Raw genomic sequence first — 20,387 nt, 5'->3', positions numbered from 1 at the left:
CTATACTGCCGCGCTCAGCCGAGAGGAATGGATGGCAATGAGCGAGTCAGACGCCAAGGGTCTCTGGAGTGGTCGTTTCAGCGAAGCGACCGACGCCTTCGTGGCGGCCTTCAGCGCCTCCGAACACTACGATCGACGCCTCTACCGCGAGGACATCCGCGGCTCCCGCGCCCACGCCAGAATGCTCGCGGACTGCGGGATCATCAGTGCGGACGACGGCGCGGCCATCGACGCCGGGTTACAGGCCATCGAGGCCGAGATCGAGGCCGGCGGGTTCCCCTGGGATCCGGCCCTCGAGGATGTCCACATGAACATCGAGGCGCGTCTCACCGACCGCATCGGTGAGGCGGGCAAGCGGCTGCATACCGGGCGCTCGCGCAACGATCAGATCGCCACCGACATCCGCCTCTGGCTGCGCACGGTCATCGACGGCAACCTTGCCCTGCTGCGGCGTTTTCAGGCGGGACTGGTGGATCTGGCCGAACGCGAGGCGGACACCGTCATGCCCGGCTTCACCCATCTGCAGGTGGCCCAGCCGGTGAGCTTTGGCCATCACATGCTGGCCTGGTACGAAATGCTGGTGCGCGACGAGTCACGGCTCCACGACGTCCGGCGGCGTGCCAACGAAATGCCGCTGGGCTCGGCGGCGCTCGCGGGGACGACCTTTCCCATCGATCGCGACCAGACCTGTGCGGCGCTCGGCTTTGATGCGCCCACCCGCAATTCCCTGGATGCCGTCTCGGATCGCGACTTCGCCATTGAATTCGTCTCGGCGGCGGCGCTGACCATGACCCACCTGTCGCGCATGGCCGAGGAGCTGGTGATCTGGGCATCACCGCTGACCGGCTTCATCGATCTGCCCGACCGCTTCTGCACCGGCAGCTCGATCATGCCGCAGAAAAAGAACCCCGATGTGGCCGAACTGGTGCGCGGCAAGAGCGCCCGGGTGCAGGGCGCCCTGCACACCCTGCTGACCCTGATGAAGGGCCAGCCGCTTGCCTACAACCGCGACAACCAGGAAGACAAGGAACCGCTGTTTGATGCCGCCGATGCGCTGCGTGACAGCCTACGGGCGTTTGCCGACATGGTGCCGGCGCTGACGGTCAATCGCGGGCGCACCCGGGCGGCGGCCCGCGAAGGCTTCGCGACGGCCACCGACCTGGCCGACTACCTGGTGCGCCAGGGCGTGGCCTTTCGCGACGCCCACGAAATCGTCGGCAGGGCAGTGGCCTATGGCGTGGCCGAGGGCCGCGATCTGGCGGATCTGTCGCTGGCCGAACTGCAGGGCTTTTCAACGGCCATCGGCGAGGATGTCTTTGGCGTGCTGACCCTGGAGGGCTCGCTGGCGGCCCGCGATCACACCGGCGGGACCGCCCCGGCGCAGGTCCGCCGGCAGGTGGCCGCCGCGCGCCGGCGGCTCGGCCAGGACAGCGACCGCTAGAGGGCCAGCACCCGGCGCAGCCAGGCGCCGATGTCGGCAATCTCTTCCATGCAGACCTGGTGCTCCATGGGGTAGTCGCGCCACTCCACGGGATACCCCAGCGCCTCGAGGGCGTCCCGCGAATCCGTGCCCAGCCGATACGCCAGCACCGGGTCGTGATGGCCGTGGGCCAGAAAGATCGGGGTATCGCGGTTGGCGGCGGCGCGGGCCTGACCCAGGTGATCGGCCAGCGGCAGATAGGTGGACAGCCCCATGATGCCCGCGAGGCCCTCGGCATAGCGCAGGCCGGTATGCAGCGCCAGCGCACCGCCCTGCGAGAACCCGGCCAGCACCAGACGCTGGGGTGGGATCCCGCGGGCGATTTCGCGCTGGATCAGGGCCTCGATCCAGCCGGCGGCGGCGTCCAGACCCGGCTCATCCTGCGGCGTGCCCGCGGACAGGCCGTAGATGTCGTACCAGGCCGGCATCGACAGCCCGCCGTTCAGCGTCACGGGCTGGGATGGCGCGTGCGGAAACACGAACCGCACGAGCTCCGGTGACGGCAGTCCCAGCTGTGGGACGATGGGCTCGAAGTCATGGCCGCTGGCACCCAGCCCGTGCAGCCAGATGACACTGCATTCCGGCGCCGGGCCGGCTGTTTCCACGGTCTCCAACGGCTGTTCCGCCATTGCCTGTGTCCCCCTATACTGGTGTTCCACATGAAACCCCGAGTCTGCATGTCGCTACGTATCCTGCCTTGTCTGGCCCTGATCACGCTAATCCTGCTCACCGGCTGCGGGGTCAAGGGCGATCTCTACCTGCCCGAGGCCGACACCGCCTCCGACGCGGAGACCGCATCGTGATCCATCGCCCGGACGCCACCCTGGCCGTCGAGGACTGCCCCACCCCGGCGCTCGCCGAGCGCTTCGGGACGCCGCTCTACGTCTATTCACGCGCCGCCATCGAGTCGGCCTGGCGGGCCTATGACCAGGCCTTTGCCGGTTTTGATCATCAGATCTGCTACGCCGTGAAGGCCAACGGCAGCCTGGCGATCCTGCAGCTGCTGGCGCGGCTTGGCAGCGGTTTTGACATCGTCTCGGGCGGCGAGCTGGCGCGGGTCCTGCGCGCCGGCGGCGATCCCGCGCGGGTGGTGTTCTCGGGCGTGGGCAAGACCGAGGCCGAGATCGAGCAGGCGCTGGCGGCGGGCATTCTGGCGTTCAACATCGAATCCGCCGCCGAGCTCGAGCGGATCAACGCGGTCGCCGTGCGCAGCGGGCAGCGCGCGCCGGTGTCGCTGCGGGTCAACCCCGATGTCGACGCCCGCACCCATCCCTACATCTCCACGGGGCTCAAGGAAAACAAGTTCGGCATCGACATCCAGGCCGCCGAAGGGCTCTATCACCATGCCGCATCGTTGCCGGGCATTGCGGTGACCGGGATGGATTTCCACATCGGCTCGCAGCTCACCGAGCTCGAACCGCTGGTGGATGCCCTGTCGCGCAGCCTGGCCCTGGTGGACCGGCTGGAAGCCGACGGCATCCCGCTGGCGCATCTGGATATCGGCGGCGGTCTGGGCATCCGCTACGAGGACGAAACGCCGCCGACCCCCGCCGCGCTGGCCGAGCGCCTCGGCCCGCTGCTCGCCGGGCGGCGCCAGAAACTGCTCATGGAACCGGGCCGGGCGCTGGTGGGCGAAGCGGGTCTGCTCCTGACCCGGGTGGAATACCTCAAGCCCGGCCACCGCGACTTCGCGATTGTCGATGCGGCGATGACCGACCTGCTGCGCCCGTCGCTCTACAACGCCTGGCAGCGCATCGAGACCGCCGAGCCGGTGGATACCGATCCGCGCCTCTACGACATCGTCGGGCCGGTCTGCGAAAGCGCCGACACCCTCGGCAGCGAGCGCTCCCTGGCGCTGCGCCCGGGCACGCTGCTGGCCATTCATGCCACCGGCGCCTACGGCTTCGTCATGGCCTCGCAGTACAACGCCCGGCCGCGTCCGGCCGAAGTGCTGGTGGACGGCGACCAGGCGCACCTGATCCGCGAACGCGAGCCCCTCGAAGCGCTGTGGCAGGGCGAGCACCTGCTGGAGTCGCCGTGAGCCTGGCCTTTTCCAAGCTGCAGGGGCTCGGCAATGACTTTGTCGTGTTCGATGCCATCCGTCAGTCCATCCAGCCCACACCGGAATGGATCCGCCGCATTGCCGACCGGCGCTACGGCGTTGGCTGCGACCAGGTACTGATGGCCGCAGCCGCCCGCCGTCCGGATGCCGACTTCCGCTACCGGATCTGGAACGCCGACGGCACCGAGGTGGAGCACTGCGGCAACGGCGTGCGCTGCATGGCGCGCTTTCTGCGCGACCAGGGGCTGCACGACGCCGACGCCCTGTGCCTGGAGACCAACGCCGGCCTGACCCGGGTGGAAGCGGTCGACGCCGATCGGGTTCGGGTCGATATGGGGGCGCCGATCCTCGAGCCGGCCGCCATCCCGTTCGACGCCCCCGGCCGCCAGGCCCGCTACCCGCTGGCCGTCGCGGGTGAGACCCTTTCGGTGGCGGCGGTGTCCATGGGCAACCCCCACGTGGTGCTGCGGGTTGACGACGTCCAGACGGCCCCGGTGGCCACCCTGGGCCCGCAGCTGGTGTCGCATCCGCGCTTCCCCAACCACGTCAACGCGGGTTTTCTGGCGGTCGACGACCGCGGCAGCGGACAGCTGCGGGTGGTCGAACGGGGCGTGGGCGAGACGCCGGCCTGCGGCACCGGCGCCTGTGCCGCGGTGGTGGCCGGTATTCTCAACGACTGGTTCGACCCCACGGTCCGACTTGCACTGACCGGCGGCGAGCTGGTGATACACTGGCGCGGCGAGGGTCACCCGGTCTGGATGACCGGGCCGGCGCAGCATGTGTTCGAGGGCAGACTGACGACAGGAGCGATATGAGCGGTCAGACGGGTGAATCAGCGATGCCGGCGCAGCCCATCGACGAGGCACAGGTGCTCGATTACCTGCGCGCCGACCCGGGTCTGCTGCGACGCCACCCCGAGGTGCTCAAAGCCCTCGACGTCCCCCACGAAAGCGGTGCCGCCCGCTCGTTGATCGAATATCAGGTCTCGATCCTGCGCGAAGAAAACCACGCCCTCGCCGAGCGCCTCGACCAGCTGCTGCAGGTGGCCCGCGACAACGACCGGCTGGTCGAGCAGATCCACCGCTTCACCCTTGAGCTGCTCGCCGCGGATGACCTCGATGGCGTGCTGCTGGCGATCCGCGACGGACTGCGCCACGACTTCAGGGCGGATGTGGTCCAGGTCCTGCTGATCGATGACAGCCTGGCCACCGCCAGCGCCCCCATCATCGGCACGGATGATGCCCGGGCGCTGCAGCTGGAGGCGGCCTTCCCCGGCAATCAGCCGGTGCTGGGCGGCCTCGATGCGGAACACCTGGCACTGATCTTTGACCCCCAGACCGACGGGCTCGGCTCGGTGGCGGTCATCCCCATGGACGAGCCGCCCATCCGCGGCTTCATCGCCATTGGCAGTCGCGACCCGCATCGCTATCACGCCGAGCAGGGCACGGTATTTCTCGGTCAGCTCGGCGCGCTGGCCGCCCGGGTCCTGCGCCGGGCCAGCGCCGGGGACTGACGGTGGCCGACGGCGCACGGCTGTGGGCGGACATTGAAGGTTTCCAGGCCCATCTGCGCGACGAACGCCGCCTGGCCGCCCTGACCCGTCAGCACTATGGCCGTGACCTGAGCGGGCTGGCGACCTACCTCGAGCAGGCCGACGTCGAGACCTGGGAAGCCGTGCGCAGCCATCACGTCCGGGCATGGATCAGCCGCGACCACCGCGGCGGCCTGTCGCCACGATCCCTGCAGCGCCAGCTCTCCGCTGTGCGCGGGCTGTTCCGTTATCTCCAGCGCGAAGGGCGCGTGGACACCGATCCCGCGGCCGACATCCAGGCACCGCGGGCGGCACGCAGCCTGCCGGCAACCCTCGATGTCGACACCACCGCCCAGCTGCTCGACCCACCGGCCGCCGCCGATCAGGCCGCCGGGCAGGCCGCGGATCCGCTGCAACGCCGCGACCGGGCGCTGTTCGAACTGATCTACGGGGCCGGCCTGCGGCTGGCCGAGGTGGCGGCCCTCAACCTCGATGATACCGGCCCCCGGCCCCGCGAACTGCGGGTGGTGGGCAAGGGCGCGCGGACCCGGATCGTGCCGGTGGGCCGCAAGGCCCGCGAGGCGATCGCCGACTGGGTGGCGGTGCGTCATACCCTGGCCGATGCCGAAGAGACCGGGCTGTTCGTCAGTCGCCGCGGCCGGCGGCTGTCGCACCGCGCCATTCAGACCCGACTCAACGACCGGGCGCGCCGGCAGGGCCTGGACCGGCCGGTGCATCCGCACATGCTGCGGCATGCCTTCGCCACCCATCTGCTCGAGTCCAGCGGCGACCTGCGCGCCGTCCAGGAGCTGCTCGGGCACGCCGACATCGGCACCACGCAGATCTACACCCACCTCGACTTCCAGCACCTGGCCGAGGTCTATGACCGGGCCCATCCACGGGCGCGACGAAAATAACCCCCGGGCGCCCGGCTGCGTTAACATTGCGGGGCGAACGATCGGTATCCAGCAACCTCCGGAGAGCAGTCTTGCAGCAGTTTGATGGCACCACCATCCTGGCGGTCCGTCGCGGCGGGCAGATCGCCGTCGGCGGTGACGGCCAGGTCACCCTTGGCAACACGGTCATGAAGGGCAATGCCCGCAAGGTCCGACGCCTCTACCACGATCAGGTGCTGGCGGGATTCGCCGGCGGCACGGCCGACGCCTTCACGCTGTTCGAGCGCTTCGAGGGTCAGCTCGAGCGCCACGGCGGGCGACTCACCCGTGCGGCGGTGGAAATGGCCAAGGACTGGCGCTCGGACCGGGCGCTGCGGCGTCTCGAGGCGCTGCTCATGGTGGCCGACGCCGAGAGCCTGCTGATGATCTCCGGCAATGGCGACGTGGTCGAGCCCGAGCGCGAGCTGATGGCCATAGGCTCGGGCTCGGGCTATGCCCAGGCCGCCGCCCAGGCGCTGGTGGCCGAAACGGATCTGGACGCCGCCACGGTTGTCCAACGCGCACTCGGCATCGCCGCGGATATCTGCATTTACACCAATCATACGCTGACCATCGAGACCCTCGGTGACGGGAAGGCCTGATGAGCGAGATGACCCCCCGCGAAATCGTCCAGGAGCTGGACAAGCACATCGTCGGACAGGGCGACGCCAAGCGCGCGGTCGCCAATGCGCTGCGCAACCGCTGGCGGCGGCTGCAGGTGGACCCGGCGCTGCGCCCCGAGATCACGCCCAAGAACATCCTCATGATCGGCCCCACCGGGGTCGGTAAGACCGAAATCGCCCGGCGGCTGGCACGGCTGGCGAACGCCCCGTTCATCAAGATCGAGGCGTCGAAGTTCACCGAGGTGGGGTATGTCGGCCGCGACGTCGAATCGGTGATCCGCGACCTGACCGACAACGCGCTGCGGATGATCCGCGAGCAGGAGATGCAGCGCCAGTCGAGCCGTGCCGATGACGCCGCCGAGGAACGCATCCTCGACGCCCTGCTGCCGCAGGCCCGGGGCAACGACAATGAGGACCGCAGCCAGGACAGCACCCGCCAGAAGATGCGCAAGAAGCTGCGCGAGGGCGAACTCGACGAGCGCGAGATCGAGATCGATGTCCGCGGCCAGCAGTCGGGCATGGACATCATGGCGCCGCCGGGCATGGAGCAGCTCACCAGCCAGCTCCAGGGCATGTTCCAGAATCTGGGCAATCAGCGCAGCGAGCGTCAGCGGCTGACCATCGCCGAGGCCTGGCGGGTGCTGCGCGAGGAAGAAGCCGCCCGGCTGGTCAACGAGGAAGAAATCAAGCAGAAGGCCATCGAGTCCGTCGAGCAGAGCGGCATCGTATTCATCGACGAGATCGACAAGGTGGCGCGGCAGACCGAGCAGAGCGGCGGCAGTGGTGGCGGCGACATCTCCCGCGAGGGGGTCCAGCGCGACCTGCTGCCCCTCATCGAGGGCAGTACCGTGTCGACCCGCTCGGGCATGGTGAACACCGACCATATCCTGTTCATCGCCTCGGGGGCCTTCCACGTCTCCAAGCCCTCGGACCTGATCCCCGAGCTGCAGGGCCGGCTGCCGATCCGTGTCGAGCTGTCATCGCTGGCGGTGGAAGACTTCGTGGCCATCCTCACCGATCCCGATGCCTCGCTGGTCCGCCAGTACCAGGCGCTGCTGCGCACCGAAGGGGTCGAGCTGGCGTTCACGGCGGACGGGGTTGATCGCATCGCCCGAATGGCCTGGCAGGTGAACGCCCACACCGAAAACATCGGCGCCCGGCGGCTGCACACCATCATGGAGCGCCTGCTCGAGACCATCTCCTACAGCGCCGCCGATCACAGCGGCCAGACGGTCAGCATCGATGCCGACTATGTGGATGCCCAGCTCGCGGATCTCGCCGGCAACGAAGACCTGAGCCGCTACATCCTCTGAGGTCGCCATGAAACGCCCCGAGCGCCGCAACACCGGCCGTGTGCCCACGCAGATCCATCTGCACCGCCAGTCCCGCACCCTGGCGGTGAGCTTTGATGATGGCCGCCACTTCGATCTGAGCGCGGAGTATCTGCGGGTCCACTCGCCATCCGCGGAGGTGCGCGGTCATGGCCCCGGGCAGGCGATCCTGCAGGTGGGCAAAGAAACGGTGGGCATCGAGCGCATCGAGCCCGTCGGCCAGTATGCCCTGCGCCTCCACTTCGATGACGGCCACAACACCGGGCTCTATTCCTGGGACCTGCTCTATGATCTGGGCGAAAACGCCGACGACTACTGGCAGGACTATCTCGATTCACTGGCGGCCGCCGGTTATCAGCGGGACGCGGGAGACAGCGCATGACAGGCTCCGATCCGGATCGACACGATGAAACCCACTTCGGCTACCAGCGTGTGCCGGTGGCGGAAAAGGCCCGGCGCGTGGGCGAGGTGTTCAGCTCGGTGGCCAGCCGCTACGACGTCATGAACGATCTGATGTCGGCGGGCCTGCATCGGCTCTGGAAGCGCCAGGCCCTGCGGCTGATCAACGCCCGTCCCGGCCAGCGGGTGCTGGACCTGGCCGCCGGCACCGGCGATCTTGCCCGCGGGCTTGCCGATCAGGTGGGGCCCGAGGGTGAGGTGATCGTCTCGGACATCAATGCCGCCATGCTCGAAACCGGCCGCGACCGGCTGCTCGACGAGGGCGTCACCGGCAACCTCGAGTACGTGCTCGCCAACGCCGAGCAGCTGCCGTTCCGGCCGCGCCAGTTCGATCGCATCAGCATCGGTTTCGGCCTGCGCAACGTCACCCGCATCCCCGAGGCCCTGCAGGCCATGCGCGAGGCCCTGCGACCCGGCGGGCAGGTGGTCATCCTCGAGTTCTCGTCGCTCTATCTGACCCCGCTGCAGCCGGTCTACGACCTCTACTCGTTCCGCATGCTGCCGCTCATGGGCCGTCTGGTGGCGCAGGATGCCGACAGCTATCGCTACCTGGCCGAGTCGATCCGCCAGCATCCCGACCAGGAGACGCTGAAGATGATGATGGAGGCCGCCGGCTTCGAGGACGTCGATTACATCAACCTGAGCGGAGGGGTGGTCGCGCTCCACCACGGCCATGTCTACTGAGTGGCTGCCGCTGGGCCCGCTGGAGACGGGCATCAACCGCATCCTCGCCCTCGACCCCGGCACGCCGGCGCGGCTGGCGCCACTGGACGGCCGCGAAATGGGGCTGCGCCTCACCGACCCGGCGGTGGCCCTGCGGGTCACCTTCAGTGACACGGATGTGACGCTGATCAGCGATGCCACCGACATGAACGACTGCGACGTCGTGCTGGAGGCCTCGCTGGCCGGACTCACCGGGCTGGTGCTGTCGCGTGGACAGCGCAGTCGCGAGGTCTCCTTCCGTGGCGATATCGGCACCATCCAGGAGGTCCGCACCCTGTTCAGCGAGCTTGATGTGGACCTCGAAGCGCAGCTGGCACGCCTGGTGGGCGAGGCCGGCGCCGCGCGCATGGCCACCGGCCTGCGCGAGGGCAGCCGCTGGAGTCGCGACACTGCCGACACCCTGCTGCGCAACGCCGTCGAGCTTGCCACCGAAGAGCGCCGCTGGCTGCCCACCGCCGCCGAGACCCGGCACTTTCTCGACGATGTCGACCGGATCCGCGAAGACGTGGACCGGCTCGAGGCCCGGCTGCGGCGGCTCGAACGCCGCGGAGGCCGGCAATGACGCGTCGTATCCGCCTGCTGCTGCGCCTCGCGCAGATCAACATCGTCCTGCTGCGCCACGGCCTCGATGAGGTCCTGTTCGCCACCCGCTGGTTCCGGCCGTTCCGCTTCCTGCGGGTCTTCATGCCCTGGACCTGGTTCACCCGCCGCCAGCGGCCGCGGGGTGAGCGCATCCGCCTGGCGCTGGAGGAACTGGGCCCGATCTTCGTCAAGTTCGGCCAGATCATCTCCACCCGGCGCGACCTCCTGCCGCCGGACATCGCCGCCGAGCTGGCCCGCCTGCAGGACCGCGTCCCGCCGTTTCCCGGCGAGACCGCGCGGGCGATCATCGAGGACGAATACCAGCAGCCGGTGGATGCCTGGTTCGCGCATTTCGACACCGAACCCATGGCCTCGGCCTCCATCGCCCAGGTCCATGCCGCCCGTCTGCATGGCGGCGAGGATGTGGTGGTCAAGGTCGTGCGCCCGGGCATCGAGCAGGCCATCGGCCGCGATCTGGGCGTGCTCTACCTGTTTGCCCGACTCGCCCAGCGCTATTGGGCCGAGGGCTTCCGCCTGCGCCCGGTGGAGGTGATCCGCGAGTTCGACACCACCCTGCACGACGAGCTCGACCTGATGCGCGAGGCGGCCAACGCCACCCAGCTCAAGCGCAACTTCCGCGACTCGGACCTGCTCTACGTGCCCGAGGTGCACTGGTCGGGCACCCATCGCCGGGTGATGGTCATGGAGCGCATCCACGGCGTGCAGATCAGCGATATCGAGGGTCTGCACCGCGCCGGCGTCGACATGAAGGCGCTGGCCGAGCGCGGTACCGAAATCTTCTTCACCCAGGTGTTCCGGGACAGCTTCTTCCACGCCGACATGCACCCGGGCAATGTCTTCGTCGACGTGCGCGACCCCGCCAATCCGCGTTATGTGGCCGTGGACTTCGGCATCATGGGCTCGCTCAACCCGGTGGATCACCGCTATCTGGCCGACAACTTCATGGCCTTCTTCAATCGCGATTACCGGCGCGTGGCCGAGCTGCATGTTGAATCCGGCTGGGTCCCGGCGGACACCCGGATCGATGCCTTCGAGAGTGCCATGCGCACGGTCTGCGAACCGATCTTCGAGCGGCCGCTGGGCGAAATCTCGCTGGGCGCACTGCTCATGCGGCTGTTCCAGACCGGGCGCCGGTTCGATATGGAAATCCAGCCCCAGCTGGTGCTGCTGCAGAAAACGCTGCTGGCCATCGAAGGACTGGGCCGCCAGCTCTACCCCGAGCTGGACCTGTGGGACACCGGCAAGCCCTATCTCGAGCGCTGGATGCGCGAACAGGTCGGCCCGGCGGCGTTCCTGAAAAAGGCCCGCCAGGAGCTCCCCCACCTGGCCGAGACCCTGCCGACGCTGCCGCGGCGGGTGGACGAGGCCCTGGGCGAGGTCACCCGCACCCGCGAGCAGATCGTCGAGCAGCAGCATCAGCTGACGGCCCTGCGCCAGGAAATCCGCCACAGCGGCCGGCGTGGCTTTGCCACCGGGGTGGGCGGCGCGCTGGTGGTTTCGGCATTCATCGTTGCCGGTCTGGATGGGCGCAGCCCCACCATGCTGGGTGAGGCGCCACTGATCAGCTGGGTGATCGGCAGCCTTGGCGTGGTGATCTGGGTCGCGGCCTGGCCGCGGGACTAGTCGCCGAGGATGGTCAGTCCCTTGAGCAGATTGAGCGCCTCGGCCAGGGCATAGTCGCGGGTGGCCAGCGCCGACTCCGGCGGCTCCTTCGCGTCGTCGGCGTCTCCGCCGCCATCGCCGAGCAGGTGACGTGGCAGGTCCGACTCACGCAGCGTACCGCCGGGGGCTTCGGCGTCGCGCACCTGGAGGTTGGCCACCTCGACGTCGGGCTGGATACCCTCGGCCTGGATCGAACGGCCACCCGGTGTGTAGTAGCGGGCCGTGGTCAGCTTGACCGCCGCGCCATCGCGCAGCGGCAGGATGGTCTGGACCGAGCCCTTGCCAAAGGTGGCCTCGCCCATGATGACCGCGCGCTGATGGTCCTGCAGCGCGCCGGCGACGATCTCGGCCGCGGAGGCCGAGCCGGCATTCACCAGCACGACCATCGGCGCGCCATTGAGGGCGTCATTGGGGGTCGCCGTGAAGGCATCCCGGGACCGCGCCACCCGACCACTGGTCGAGACGATCTCGCCCCGGCTGAGGAACGCGTCGCTCACCGCCACCGCGGCATCGAGCACACCGCCGGGGTTATTGCGCAGATCGAGCACCAGTCCATCAAGGGGGCCGGTCTGGTCACGCAGCCCGTCGATGGCCTCGAGCACATCCTCGCCGGTGCGTGACTGGAACTGGCTGACCCGCAGATAGCCGAAACTCGACTCGAGCACCCGGGCGCGGACACTGTCGACCTGGATGACGGCGCGCTCGAGGGTGACCTCGATGGTGGTCTCGGCATCGTCGCGCAGAATCCCCAGCGTCACCTCGCTGCCGGGCTCGCCGCGCATGCGCTCCACCGCCGCCTGCAGCCCCAGGCCTTTCACCGATTCGCCATTGACCCGCATGATCAGGTCGCCCGGACGGATGTCCGCGGCGTCCGCCGGCGTCCCGTCGATGGGGGCGATCACCTTGATCAGGCCATCCTCGCTGCCCACCTCGATGCCCAGGCCACCGAACTCGCCGCGGGTGCCTTCCTGGAGGCGCTGATAGGCGTCGCGGTCCAGGTACGCTGAATGCGGATCCAGCCCCGAGAGCATGCCGCGGATGGCATTGCGGATCAGCCGCTCGTCATCCACCGACTCGACATAGTCGCGCTGGATGCGCTCGTAGACCTCGGTGAAGCGCTGGATTTCGGCAAGCGGCAGGTCATCATCGGACGCGGCCGACGACTGCGCGGTGACGGTCTGGACGTTGGCGATCAGCAGGGCGACCAGCACCCCGGCCGTCAGGCCCTGAAGCAGTCCGGATAGGCGCATCATTTGATCCTCAATCGTCGTCGTCGCGCGACTGGAGCCAGCTCATCGGATCCACCGGCTTGCCCGCCGCGCGCAATTCGAAATAAAGCGCCGTCTCGGCCCGTCCACCACTGCGGCCGACGGTGGCGATCACGTCGCGTGTTGTCACCCGGTCACCCACGTTGGCATAGAGCGCCTGGTTGCGTCCGTAGAGACTCAGATACCCGTTGCCATGGTCAATGATGAGCAGCAATCCGAGCCCGCGCAACCAATCGGCGAACACCACCTGCCCGGCCGCAACCGGATTCACCGGATCACCCGCCGCGCCGCCGATCAGCAGGCCGGTCCAGTCCAGATCCGCCGCCCGCTGGCTGCCGTAGCGCGCCAGCAGCGGCCCCTGATGAGGCCAGACCAGGCCCCCCTCGGCGATGTCCACCGTGGCATCCGCGTCCGGCCCGGCGGCGGCGAGTCGCTCGCGCAGATCCTCGATCAGCTGGTTGAGCGATTCGGCCTCGTCGCGGCGGCGGGCCAGCTGCTCGTCCTGCTCGCGGATCCGTTCGCGGGTCGATGCCAGCAGGGCATCGCGCTCGTCGAGCTTGGCCTGCAGCGCCTCGAGCCGCTCCTGGCGGCGGGCGCGGTCGGCCTGTTGGGCCGCCAGGGCATCCGCGCGCTCGGCGCGCTGATCACGCAGTTCACGGATCGCCGATTCCGCGGCCTGCACCGCCTCGGTCCGGGCACCGGCAAGGCGCGACTGATACACCAGCAGCCGCTGCAGGCGGGCCGGTTCGCCGGCGTTCAGCAACAGCCGCAGGGCGGGCGTGCGGCCCTGGCGATAGGTGGCACGCAGGCTCTCGGCGAGCTGCTGGCGATGCGCCGTGGTCCGCTCAGCGCGACGCACAATGTCGGCTTCCAGTTCGCGAATCCGCTCACGGCGGCGCTGGATACCCGCCTCGAGATCGCGCAGGGTCGTGCGGGTTTCGCCGATGCGCCGCTCCAGGCGACCCAATTCGGCCTCCAGACCGCCGGCGCGCTGGCGGTCCTCCGCCAGCCGGTCCTGCAGGGCACCGATCTGCTCGCGCAGCGTCTCCAGCCGCGCCTCGCGCGACGCCAGTTCATCGGTCTGCCCGCTCGCCGCGGCGATTGGCAGCACCAGACAGGCGATCAAAAGGCATCGGTTCATCGGCGTGGCGTCTCGGCTGGTATACTATTCGGCTCAATACGCATCCTAACAGCGCCGGGTCATGGATAGAGTCATAGAATTCAGCACCAATCATCCGCTGCTCATCGCATCGCTGCTCGCGGTGCTGGCCGCCCTGGTGGCCAACGAGTATCTGAACTACCGGCGCAGCCGTCAGGCCATCGATGCCACCGACGCGACGCGGCTCTACAACCAGGACGCGGCGGTGTTCATCGACGTCCGCAACGAGAACGCCTTTCAGGCCAGCCATCTGCCCGGGGCCGTGAATATACCCATGGCCTACATCGATCAGCGCCAGGACCGGCTCAAGCGCTTCAAGCAGCGTACGCTGGTGGTGTACTGCGACAACGGGCAGCGCACCCTCAAGGCCATCCAGGCCCTCGAGGGCCAGGGCTGGTCGGACGTCCGGCAGCTGCGCGGCGGGATCAATGCCTGGCGCGAGGCGAGCCTGCCCACCGAGGGGCGCGGCTGAGCTACCCACTCACCATCGATCAGGACCCAGGAGATACCATGGCCGAGACAGACAACGCCGGCGCGGGCAACGGCCAGGCCGCCAGCGAAAATGCCAACCCGCAGCAGTTCACCATCCAGAAGATCTATCTCAAGGACGGCTCGCTGGAGACCCCCGGCGCCCCCGAGGTCTTTACCCAGTCGTGGAAGCCCGAGGCGCGGGTCGAGCTCAATACGCGTCGCAATTCCGTCGGCGAGGGCCTGCACGAGGTGGTCCTGACGGTCACTGTGACCGCCACGGTCGAGGATAAGACCGCCTATCTCTGCGAGGTGCACCAGGCGGGGCTGTTTACCGTCACCGGCTTCGAGGACAACGCCACCGACCAGCTGCTCGGGGCGTACTGCCCGGGGGTGCTGTTCGCCTACGCCCGCGAAGCGGTGAGCGATCTGACCGGTAAGGCCGGATTTCCGCCCATGACCCTGTCACCGGTCAACTTCGACGCGCTCTACGCCCGCCAGCGCCAGCAGAACGCCAACGCCCAGGCGCAGACCGGCGGCGAGGAAGCCGGCACCCCGGAGTAGCGCGGTGGCGGATTACGCGGTGCTGGGCGCCGGCTCGTGGGGCACGGCGCTGGCCCTCGTGCTGGCGCGTAACGGCCATGCGGTCCGCCTCTGGGCGCATGACCCGGCCACCGTGCGGGCCATGGCGGACACCCGGCGCAACCCGCGCCACCTGTACGACTATCCGCTGCCGGCGGCCATCCGGCCGACCGTCAGTCTGAGCGCTGCGGTGGACGGCGCCGACACGGTGCTGATCGCCGTGCCCAGTCATGCCTTTGCCGCCACGGTCCAGACCCTCGCGCCGGTCATCGCCACCGGGATCCCGGTCATGTGGGCCACCAAGGGTCTCGACAACGCCAATGGCGGACTGCTCCACGACGTGGCGGCCGCCGCCCTGCCGGACCGGCCGCTGGCCGCACTGTCCGGGCCGAGCTTTGCCGGCGAGGTGGCCGCCGGCCTGCCCACCGCCGTGGTCCTGGCCGGCCGCGACCGGGCCGTCACCGAGCGCCTCTGCGACGACTTCCATGACCCGCGTTTCCGCGTCTACCGCAGCGATGACCGCATTGGTGTGGGGCTGGGCGGCGCGGTCAAGAATATCCTCGCCATTGCCACCGGCATTGCCGACGGCCTGGGTTTTGGCGCCAATGCCCGCAGCGGGCTGGTGACCCGGGGACTCGCTGAAGTGCGCCGGCTGGGGGCGGCGCTGGGCGCGGATGACCGCACCCTCACCGGGCTCGCCGGCCTGGGCGACCTGATGCTGACCTGTACCGATGATCAGTCGCGCAACCGCCGGATGGGCCTGGCGCTGGGGCGGGGGGAGTCCATTGACACCGCCACCGCGCGCATCGGCGAAGTGGTCGAGGGCGTGCGCACCGCCGTCGAAGTGGGCGGGATGGCGCAACGGCTGGGCGTGGAGCTGCCCATCTGCAGTGCCGTCGAGTCGGTGGTCGGGGGCACCTGCACCCCCATCGATGCGGCGACGGCGCTGATGGCCCGGCGCCCCGGCCCGGAGTTCGACGACCTCGGGACCTGAATCAGTCGATCGCGACGCTGCCGGCAAAGTCCTGCTGTCGCCACGCCTCATAAACCGTGACCGCCACGCTGTTGGACAGATTGAGGCTACGGTTGCCGGGCTGCATCGGCAGGCGCAGCCGCTGCTCAGGCGGAATGCGCGCCATCACCGCCTCCGGCAGGCCCGCGGTCTCACTGCCAAACAGCAGCGCATCATCGGGGCGGTAATCCGGTCGATCAAAACGCACCCGCCCACCCGTGGTCAGCGCCCAGACCCGCGCCGGCGCCACGGCGGCGAGAAACGCCGCATAGTCGGCGTGCACCTGCAGACGAGCGAATTCATGGTAATCCAGTCCCGCCCGGCGCATGCGCCGGTCGTCGAGCACGAACCCCAGCGGCCGGATCAGATGCAGACGGGCGCCACTGTTGGCGCAGAGCCGGATGACATTGCCGGCGTTGGGCGGGATCTCGGGGCTGTGCAATACGACATGGGGCAGCATGCGCGGGATTATACCCGCATCTGCAGATCCCGGATCTTGCGCGTCAGGGTATTGCGCCCCCAGCCCAGCAGCCGGGCGGCATCCTGGCGACGCCCGCCGGTGCGACGCAGGGCGGCCTCGATCAGCACCCGCTCGAGGCGGCCATGGGCGGCGGCCAACGCGCCATCATCCTGCCCGGCCGCCTGCTGATCCGCCCAGCGCGCCAGCGCGCTTTCCCAGTCGGCGGGGCCATTGGCCGGCGCCGGGTCATCCACACCGGCAAGCTCCGGGGGCAGGTCCTCCATCTCCACCCGGCGGCCGCTGGCCATGACCGTGAGCCAGCGGCAGGTGTTCTCCAGCTCGCGGACGTTGCCGGGCCAGGGCAGGGCCTGCAGCCGGCGCTCCACCTCGGGGGTCAGCTGTTTGGGCTCAACGTTGAGCTCGCGCGCCGCGCGGCGCAGGAAGTGATCCGCCAGGCCGGGGATATCCGCCTGACGCTCGCGCAGTGCCGGGCAGTGGATGCGGATGACGTTGAGCCGATGGAACAGGTCCTCGCGAAAACGGCCGTCCGCGACCAGCTCATCCAGGTTCTGGTGGGTAGCGGCGATGATGCGCACGTCCACCTGCATGGGCGTATGCGCACCGACGCGGTAGAACTCGCCGTCGGCGAGCACGCGCAGCAGCCGGGTCTGGAGTTCGGCGGGCATGTCGCCGATCTCGTCGAGAAACAGCGTCCCGCCGTTGGCCTGCTCGAAACGCCCGCGGCGGACCTGATGGGCGCCGGTGAACGCGCCCTTTTCGTGGCCGAACAGTTCCGACTCCATCAGATCGCGGGGGATGGCGGCCATGTTCAGGGCAATGAACGGCTTGTCGGCCCGCGGGCTGTGGCGGTGCAGCGAGCCGGCCACCAGCTCCTTGCCGGTCCCCGACTCGCCGTTGATCAGCACCGTGATGTTGGAGCGTGACAGCCGCCCGATGGCCCGGAACACCTCCTGCATGGCCGGGGCCTCGCCGATGATCTCGGGCATCCGCCCGCCCGGTTCGTCCGCCGGTGCACTGCTGCGCACCGCGGCGGCGGCACGCCGCACCAGGTCGATGGCCTCCTCGACATCGAAGGGCTTCGGCAGGTATTCGAACGCCCCGCCCTCGTAAGCCGACACCGCGGCATCCAGATCGGAGTGCGCGGTCATCACGATCACCGGCAGCTCGGGATCCACGCCATGCACCCGTTTCATCAGCGCCAGCCCATCCAGGCGGGGCATGCGGATGTCGGTGATCAGCACATCCGGCGGATCCGACTCGAGGGCGGCGAGCGCCGCCTCGCCGGTCTCAAAATCCACGGCCTGCATACCGTCCCGCTCGAGGGCCTTTTTCAGGACCCAGCGGATGGAGCGGTCGTCATCGATGATCCATACATTGATCGCGTCAGCCATCAGGCGTCCTCCAGGGGTAACCAGACAGTGAAAACGGTGTGCCCCGGCTCGCTGGTGCACTCGATCAGCCCGCCGTGCTGATTCACCAGGTTCTGGGCGATCGGCAGCCCGATGCCGCTGCCCTCGGCGCGTCCGGTCACCATCGGGTAGAAAATCTGATCCTGCATGGCCGGGGTGATACCCGGTCCGTCATCCACGACATCAATGCGCGCCACCAGCCGATGCTGCCGGTCGCCGATGGTGAAGCGCCGCTGCGTGCGGGTCTGCAGCGTGATCGTGCCGGTCTCGCCCAGCGCCTGCAGGGCGTTGCGGACAAGGTTGAGCAGCGCCTGGATCAGCTGATCGCTGGCCGCCCGCGTCACGGGAATGCTGGGGTCGTAATCGCGCCGGATCTCGACGCCGGCCGGCGCCTCCACCACGGCCAGGCTGCGCACATGCTCGAGCACCTCGTGGAGGTTGGTGGGAGCATGCTCGATGCGCGAATCCGGACCCAGCAGGCCATTCACAAGGGTGCGCAGGCGATCCGCCTCGCTGATGATGATGCGCGTGTACTCCCGCTGATCCTCGTCCGAGAGCTCGGACTCAAGCAACTGGGCGGCGCCGCGCAGGCCCCCCAGCGGGTTCTTGATCTCATGGGCCAGGCCGCGGATCAGCTCGCGGATGGCCTGGTTCTGGGCGATCAGCCGGTTCTCGCGGGAAATCCGCAGGTGCCGGTCGAGCTGTTCGAATTCCAGCAACAGGACATTGACCGTTTCCAGCGGAGTGATCGCACAGTCGACGGTAATGGTGCGGTCCGGGCCCAGGGTCAGCCGCATCTCGCGCTCGGTGTAGCTGGCCGCCTGGGAGAAGGCCTGTTCGATGGCCTCGTCCAGGACCTGCAGCGCCGGCAGGAACTGCATCAGCGGTTCGCCCAGCGCCTGACGGCTGCTGACGTGCAGAAGCGATTCGGCCGCGGCGTTCATGCGCACGATCCGGCGCTCATCATCGATCGCCACCACCGCCCGGGTCAGATTATCGAGAATCTCACGGGCATCGATTGGCATCGCATCCGTCATCATCGACCTCATTAAAGAAAAAACCCCCGCGGAGGCGGGGGTCTTCATGCGACCGTCTCCGCGATCGACGCCGATCAGACGCTGTAGTAGAGATCGAACTCGATCGGGTGCGTCGTCATCCGCAGCTGCTGCACGTCCTCGCGCTTGAGGTCGATGTAGCCGTCGATGGAATCGTCGGTGAACACGCCGCCGACCTTGAGGAACTCACGGTCCTTGTCGAGCGCGTCCAGGGCCTCTTCCAGCGAGAACGCGACCTTGTCGATCTCGGCCTCTTCCTCGGGCGGCAGATCGTAGAGGTCCTTGTCCATGGCATCGCCGGGATGGATCTTGTTCTGAATGCCGTCAAGGCCGGCCATCAGCATCGCGGCAAAGCACAGATACGGGTTGGCGGTGCTGTCCGGGAAGCGCAGCTCGATCCGCCGGGCCTTGGGATTGGCCACCCACGGGATGCGCACCGACGCCGAGCGGTTGCGGGCCGAGTAGGCCAGCAGCACCGGCGCCTCAAAGCCGGGGACCAGACGCTTGTAGCTGTTGGTCGAGGCGTTGGCGAAGGCGTTGATGGCCTTGGCGTGCTTGATCAGACCACCGATGTAGTAAAGCGCCGTCTCGGACAGGCCGCCGTACTGATCGCCGGCAAACAGCATCTCGCCGGTCTTGCCGATGGACTGATGGACGTGCATGCCGCTGCCGTTGTCACCCACGACCGGCTTGGGCATGAACGTGGCGGTCTTGCCGTAAGCCGCGGCCACGTTGTGCACCACGTACTTGAGGGTCTGCACCTCGTCGGCCTTTTTGACCAGGGTGTTGAAGCCCACGCCGAGCTCGCACTGTCCGGCGGTGGCCACCTCATGATGGTGCACCTCGGTGGTCATGCCCACTTCGGTCAGGCACTCGAGCATGGCCGAGCGCATGTCATGAAGGCTGTCCACCGGCGGGACCGGAAAATAGCCGCCCTTTACGCCCGGGCGATGACCCATGTTGCCATCAGGGTAGACCTTCTCGGTGTTCCAGTCGGCTTCCTGGGAGTCGATCTTGTAGAACGAGCCGCTCATGTTGGTGCCGTAGCGCACATCGTCAAACACGAAAAACTCGTTCTCGGGCCCGAAGTAGGCCACATCACCGATGCCGGTGGACTGCAGATACGCCTCGGCGCGCTGGGCGATGGACCGCGGATCCCGACCATAGCCCTGCATGGTGTTGGGCTCGATGATCTGGCAGACCAGCGTCAGCGTCATGTCGTCGAAGAAGGGGTCGAGCATGGCGGTATCGGCATCGGGCATGAGGATCATGTCCGACTCGTTGATGCCCTTCCAGCCATCGATTGACGAGCCGTCGAACATCTTCCCCTCGGTGAAGAGATCGGCATCCACGGCGTGGGCCGGCAGCGTCACGTGCTGCTGCTTGCCCTTGGGGTCGGTGAAACGCAGATCCACAAAGCGGACCTCGTTGTCCTTGATCATCGCAAGAACGTCGTCGGCGGTGTGAGCCATCGTTCGGCCTCCAGTCATGTTCATTGAAAAGTCCTACGGGGATAAGCATTTTCCGTGCCAACCCGCCGAAGT

The 20,387-nt window shown here is 68.3% G+C and carries 22 protein-coding genes; 15 read left to right on the top strand and 7 right to left on the bottom strand.

The window, feature by feature from the left end:
- Positions 1-37 precede the first annotated feature (37 nt).
- Positions 38-1,441, top strand: a complete 1,404-nt coding sequence (gene argH / locus BA899_RS05345) for an argininosuccinate lyase (protein ID WP_144346888.1) — start codon at positions 38-40, stop codon at positions 1,439-1,441.
- Here the strand turns inward: argH and BA899_RS05340 are convergent.
- Positions 1,438-2,109, bottom strand: coding sequence for an alpha/beta hydrolase (locus BA899_RS05340; RefSeq protein WP_159299984.1), 672 nt, complete (start codon positions 2,107-2,109; stop codon positions 1,438-1,440). The genes argH and BA899_RS05340 overlap by 4 nt on opposite strands.
- Positions 2,110-2,157: 48 nt before the next feature.
- Here BA899_RS05340 and BA899_RS05335 point away from each other — a divergent pair, with 48 nt between their 5' ends.
- The 11 genes from BA899_RS05335 (at position 2,158) to ubiB (ending at position 11,370) form a co-directional block, all read left to right on the top strand.
- Positions 2,158-2,283: a lipoprotein gene (locus BA899_RS05335; protein ID WP_159300036.1), complete on the top strand. Its 126-nt coding sequence runs from the start codon at positions 2,158-2,160 to the stop codon at positions 2,281-2,283.
- Complete coding sequence (gene lysA / locus BA899_RS05330; RefSeq protein ID WP_235013305.1) at positions 2,280-3,521, top strand: diaminopimelate decarboxylase; 1,242 nt, start codon at positions 2,280-2,282, stop codon at positions 3,519-3,521. The genes BA899_RS05335 and lysA overlap by 4 nt, the downstream gene beginning before the upstream one ends.
- Complete coding sequence (gene dapF, locus BA899_RS05325; RefSeq protein ID WP_159299983.1) at positions 3,518-4,357, top strand: diaminopimelate epimerase; 840 nt, start codon at positions 3,518-3,520, stop codon at positions 4,355-4,357. Before lysA ends, dapF begins: the two co-directional genes overlap by 4 nt.
- Positions 4,354-5,055, top strand: coding sequence for a DUF484 family protein (locus BA899_RS05320; RefSeq protein WP_144346884.1), 702 nt, complete (start codon positions 4,354-4,356; stop codon positions 5,053-5,055). The genes dapF and BA899_RS05320 overlap by 4 nt, the downstream gene beginning before the upstream one ends.
- A gap of 2 nt (positions 5,056-5,057) precedes the next feature.
- Positions 5,058-5,990 carry a tyrosine recombinase XerC gene (gene xerC, locus BA899_RS05315; RefSeq protein WP_159299982.1) on the top strand — a complete coding sequence of 311 codons (933 nt, stop codon included), beginning with the start codon at positions 5,058-5,060 and terminating at the stop codon, positions 5,988-5,990.
- 71 nt (positions 5,991-6,061) lie between these two features.
- Positions 6,062-6,610, top strand: a complete 549-nt coding sequence (gene hslV / locus BA899_RS05310) for an ATP-dependent protease subunit HslV (RefSeq protein ID WP_069133847.1) — start codon at positions 6,062-6,064, stop codon at positions 6,608-6,610.
- The gene (gene hslU / locus BA899_RS05305) at positions 6,610-7,944 is read left to right on the top strand and encodes an ATP-dependent protease ATPase subunit HslU (RefSeq protein ID WP_159299981.1); all 1,335 of its coding nucleotides are present in this window, start codon (positions 6,610-6,612) and stop codon (positions 7,942-7,944) included. The genes hslV and hslU overlap by 1 nt, the downstream gene beginning before the upstream one ends.
- Before the next feature lie 7 nt (positions 7,945-7,951).
- Entirely contained in the window at positions 7,952-8,344 is a 393-nt protein-coding gene (locus tag BA899_RS05300) for a gamma-butyrobetaine hydroxylase-like domain-containing protein (RefSeq protein ID WP_159299980.1), read from the top strand.
- Positions 8,341-9,105 carry a class I SAM-dependent methyltransferase gene (locus BA899_RS05295; protein ID WP_069133844.1) on the top strand — a complete coding sequence of 255 codons (765 nt, stop codon included), beginning with the start codon at positions 8,341-8,343 and terminating at the stop codon, positions 9,103-9,105. The genes BA899_RS05300 and BA899_RS05295 overlap by 4 nt, the downstream gene beginning before the upstream one ends.
- Positions 9,095-9,706 carry an SCP2 domain-containing protein gene (locus BA899_RS05290; RefSeq protein ID WP_159299979.1) on the top strand — a complete coding sequence of 204 codons (612 nt, stop codon included), beginning with the start codon at positions 9,095-9,097 and terminating at the stop codon, positions 9,704-9,706. Before BA899_RS05295 ends, BA899_RS05290 begins: the two co-directional genes overlap by 11 nt.
- Positions 9,703-11,370, top strand: coding sequence for a ubiquinone biosynthesis regulatory protein kinase UbiB (gene ubiB, locus BA899_RS05285; protein WP_144346880.1), 1,668 nt, complete (start codon positions 9,703-9,705; stop codon positions 11,368-11,370). The genes BA899_RS05290 and ubiB overlap by 4 nt, the downstream gene beginning before the upstream one ends.
- On the opposite strand, the gene BA899_RS05280 is transcribed toward ubiB, so the two are convergent.
- Entirely contained in the window at positions 11,367-12,659 is a 1,293-nt protein-coding gene (locus BA899_RS05280; protein WP_159300034.1) for a S41 family peptidase, read from the bottom strand. The two genes, ubiB and BA899_RS05280, sit on opposite strands and share 4 nt — an antisense overlap.
- A gap of 10 nt (positions 12,660-12,669) precedes the next feature.
- Positions 12,670-13,818 (bottom strand): murein hydrolase activator EnvC, encoded by a 1,149-nt coding sequence (locus BA899_RS05275; protein ID WP_159299978.1) that lies wholly within the window; start codon positions 13,816-13,818, stop codon positions 12,670-12,672.
- Between the two features lie 61 nt (positions 13,819-13,879).
- Here BA899_RS05275 and BA899_RS05270 point away from each other — a divergent pair, with 61 nt between their 5' ends.
- The 3 genes from BA899_RS05270 to BA899_RS05260 are packed head-to-tail and all read left to right on the top strand — an operon-like array spanning position 13,880 to position 15,880.
- Positions 13,880-14,308 carry a rhodanese-like domain-containing protein gene (locus tag BA899_RS05270; protein ID WP_069133839.1) on the top strand — a complete coding sequence of 143 codons (429 nt, stop codon included), beginning with the start codon at positions 13,880-13,882 and terminating at the stop codon, positions 14,306-14,308.
- 38 nt (positions 14,309-14,346) lie between these two features.
- On the top strand, positions 14,347-14,868 hold the full coding sequence (secB, locus tag BA899_RS05265; RefSeq protein WP_083217660.1) for a protein-export chaperone SecB: 522 nt from the start codon (positions 14,347-14,349) through the stop codon (positions 14,866-14,868).
- 4 nt (positions 14,869-14,872) lie between these two features.
- Complete coding sequence (locus tag BA899_RS05260) at positions 14,873-15,880, top strand: NAD(P)H-dependent glycerol-3-phosphate dehydrogenase (RefSeq protein ID WP_159299977.1); 1,008 nt, start codon at positions 14,873-14,875, stop codon at positions 15,878-15,880.
- A gap of 1 nt (position 15,881) precedes the next feature.
- Here the strand turns inward: BA899_RS05260 and BA899_RS05255 are convergent, their stop codons facing one another.
- The 4 genes from BA899_RS05255 to glnA form a co-directional block, all read right to left on the bottom strand.
- On the bottom strand, positions 15,882-16,355 hold the full coding sequence (locus BA899_RS05255) for a tRNA (cytidine(34)-2'-O)-methyltransferase (protein ID WP_198515290.1): 474 nt from the start codon (positions 16,353-16,355) through the stop codon (positions 15,882-15,884).
- An 11-nt stretch (positions 16,356-16,366) separates the two neighbouring features.
- Complete coding sequence (gene ntrC / locus BA899_RS05250; protein ID WP_148122587.1) at positions 16,367-17,770, bottom strand: nitrogen regulation protein NR(I); 1,404 nt, start codon at positions 17,768-17,770, stop codon at positions 16,367-16,369.
- Entirely contained in the window at positions 17,770-18,828 is a 1,059-nt protein-coding gene (glnL, locus tag BA899_RS05245) for a nitrogen regulation protein NR(II) (RefSeq protein WP_281283373.1), read from the bottom strand. The genes ntrC and glnL overlap by 1 nt, the downstream gene beginning before the upstream one ends.
- Positions 18,829-18,899: 71 nt before the next feature.
- Positions 18,900-20,315: a glutamate--ammonia ligase gene (gene glnA, locus BA899_RS05240; RefSeq protein ID WP_159299976.1), complete on the bottom strand. Its 1,416-nt coding sequence runs from the start codon at positions 20,313-20,315 to the stop codon at positions 18,900-18,902.
- Positions 20,316-20,387: the final 72 nt, after the last annotated feature.

It is taken from the genome of Spiribacter sp. SSL99, from assembly GCF_009805925.1.
In the GTDB taxonomy this organism is placed as follows: Bacteria; Pseudomonadota; Gammaproteobacteria; order Nitrococcales; family Nitrococcaceae; genus Spiribacter; species Spiribacter roseus.
This window is presented reverse-complemented; position numbering and strand designations above follow the sequence as displayed.

Coding starts and splice junctions, on each gene's coding strand:
- argH (WP_144346888.1), top strand. CDS start 38: ATGAGCGAGTCAGACGCCAAGGGTCTCTGGAGTGGTCGTTTCAGCGAA.
- BA899_RS05340 (WP_159299984.1), bottom strand. CDS start 2,109: ATGGCGGAACAGCCGTTGGAGACCGTGGAAACAGCCGGCCCGGCGCCG.
- BA899_RS05335 (WP_159300036.1), top strand. CDS start 2,158: ATGTCGCTACGTATCCTGCCTTGTCTGGCCCTGATCACGCTAATCCTG.
- BA899_RS05320 (WP_144346884.1), top strand. CDS start 4,354: ATGAGCGGTCAGACGGGTGAATCAGCGATGCCGGCGCAGCCCATCGAC.
- hslU (WP_159299981.1), top strand. CDS start 6,610: ATGAGCGAGATGACCCCCCGCGAAATCGTCCAGGAGCTGGACAAGCAC.
- BA899_RS05300 (WP_159299980.1), top strand. CDS start 7,952: ATGAAACGCCCCGAGCGCCGCAACACCGGCCGTGTGCCCACGCAGATC.
- BA899_RS05295 (WP_069133844.1), top strand. CDS start 8,341: ATGACAGGCTCCGATCCGGATCGACACGATGAAACCCACTTCGGCTAC.
- BA899_RS05290 (WP_159299979.1), top strand. CDS start 9,095: ATGTCTACTGAGTGGCTGCCGCTGGGCCCGCTGGAGACGGGCATCAAC.
- ubiB (WP_144346880.1), top strand. CDS start 9,703: ATGACGCGTCGTATCCGCCTGCTGCTGCGCCTCGCGCAGATCAACATC.
- BA899_RS05280 (WP_159300034.1), bottom strand. CDS start 12,659: ATGCGCCTATCCGGACTGCTTCAGGGCCTGACGGCCGGGGTGCTGGTC.
- BA899_RS05275 (WP_159299978.1), bottom strand. CDS start 13,818: ATGAACCGATGCCTTTTGATCGCCTGTCTGGTGCTGCCAATCGCCGCG.
- BA899_RS05270 (WP_069133839.1), top strand. CDS start 13,880: ATGGATAGAGTCATAGAATTCAGCACCAATCATCCGCTGCTCATCGCA.
- secB (WP_083217660.1), top strand. CDS start 14,347: ATGGCCGAGACAGACAACGCCGGCGCGGGCAACGGCCAGGCCGCCAGC.
- ntrC (WP_148122587.1), bottom strand. CDS start 17,770: ATGGCTGACGCGATCAATGTATGGATCATCGATGACGACCGCTCCATC.
- glnL (WP_281283373.1), bottom strand. CDS start 18,828: ATGATGACGGATGCGATGCCAATCGATGCCCGTGAGATTCTCGATAAT.
- glnA (WP_159299976.1), bottom strand. CDS start 20,315: ATGGCTCACACCGCCGACGACGTTCTTGCGATGATCAAGGACAACGAG.